Here is an 845-nt window from a genome sequence, read left to right on the forward strand (position 1 = left end):
ATATGGAAAATAGAGTACATTTATGGATTGGCAGTAATTTTTCTTCTGAAGAAGAATATATGCATTATTTTGAGTTAGATTATTCTGCTGAAGACGGAATAGATTCTCCTAATTATAGAGTGTGTGGATTTTGCAAAGATCTGGGAATAATGTGGTACGACGAAGATTTTATTGGTGTTATTTCTCGCTTTGATAACAATGTTACGCTTGATGAAATTCTAGTAGATGCTGCTGTCGATGAAAGTGAAATACCATTAATTAAAGCTAAATGTGAAGAGCTAGGAATTAAAAGTGCCAATGCGATATTTTGGTATCAAGATCCTGAGCTTGTTATCAATCAGTGCGATAATCAAACCTATAATAATTTACATTATATGGGCGAATATAATGGTGATTAACAGGTTTAAAAATACCCTTAGGCTGAGCTGATCATGCTATTAACGCTTGATGAAATTACAAAAAAGCTAGAAAACAAATTTTCCCCTTTAGGTGAAGATTTTGATGATTTAATGCTTTTTAAAAGAACAACACCACTTAGTGATTTAGAGACGTTAGAACAAAAAATTAATGCTTTCTCTTCCTGATGATTTTACCTCTTTTATCTCTCTCTATAATTTAGATAATTTTTCATTATTTAATATCAGCTTTGGCTGTGGTGAAGGCTATCTTGAAAGACTGTTTATGCTAAATAGTCCTAATGGGTTTGAACAATGGTGGATTGGTAATAAGCGACCTGAAAATATGATGGTTATTGCACTGTCAGATCCTTATACCCTCTTATTAAATACTCAAACAGGGAATGTTTTTGCAATGACGAGTGAGTCATCTATGGATAGTTTTGAACA

The 845-nt window shown here is 32.4% G+C and carries 2 protein-coding genes and 1 pseudogene; all 3 read left to right on the forward strand.

Annotated features, from left to right (window positions below; all coding sequences use genetic code 11):
• Window positions 1-398: immunity 22 family protein (locus BHE89_RS19000; protein ID WP_069368484.1), on the forward strand; the 398-nt coding region annotated here is incomplete at its 5' end.
• Between the two features lie 33 nt (window positions 399-431).
• A complete protein-coding gene (locus tag BHE89_RS23965; RefSeq protein WP_171742542.1) occupies window positions 432-584 on the forward strand; it encodes a hypothetical protein in 153 nt (50 codons plus the stop codon).
• Window positions 568-845 (forward strand): annotated as a pseudogene (locus tag BHE89_RS19005) (nuclease); the annotation flags it as partial. The gene BHE89_RS23965 and the pseudogene BHE89_RS19005, both read left to right, overlap by 17 nt.

Source organism: Shigella sp. FC1967, from assembly GCF_001743005.1.
Classification (GTDB): domain Bacteria; phylum Pseudomonadota; class Gammaproteobacteria; order Enterobacterales; family Enterobacteriaceae; genus Proteus.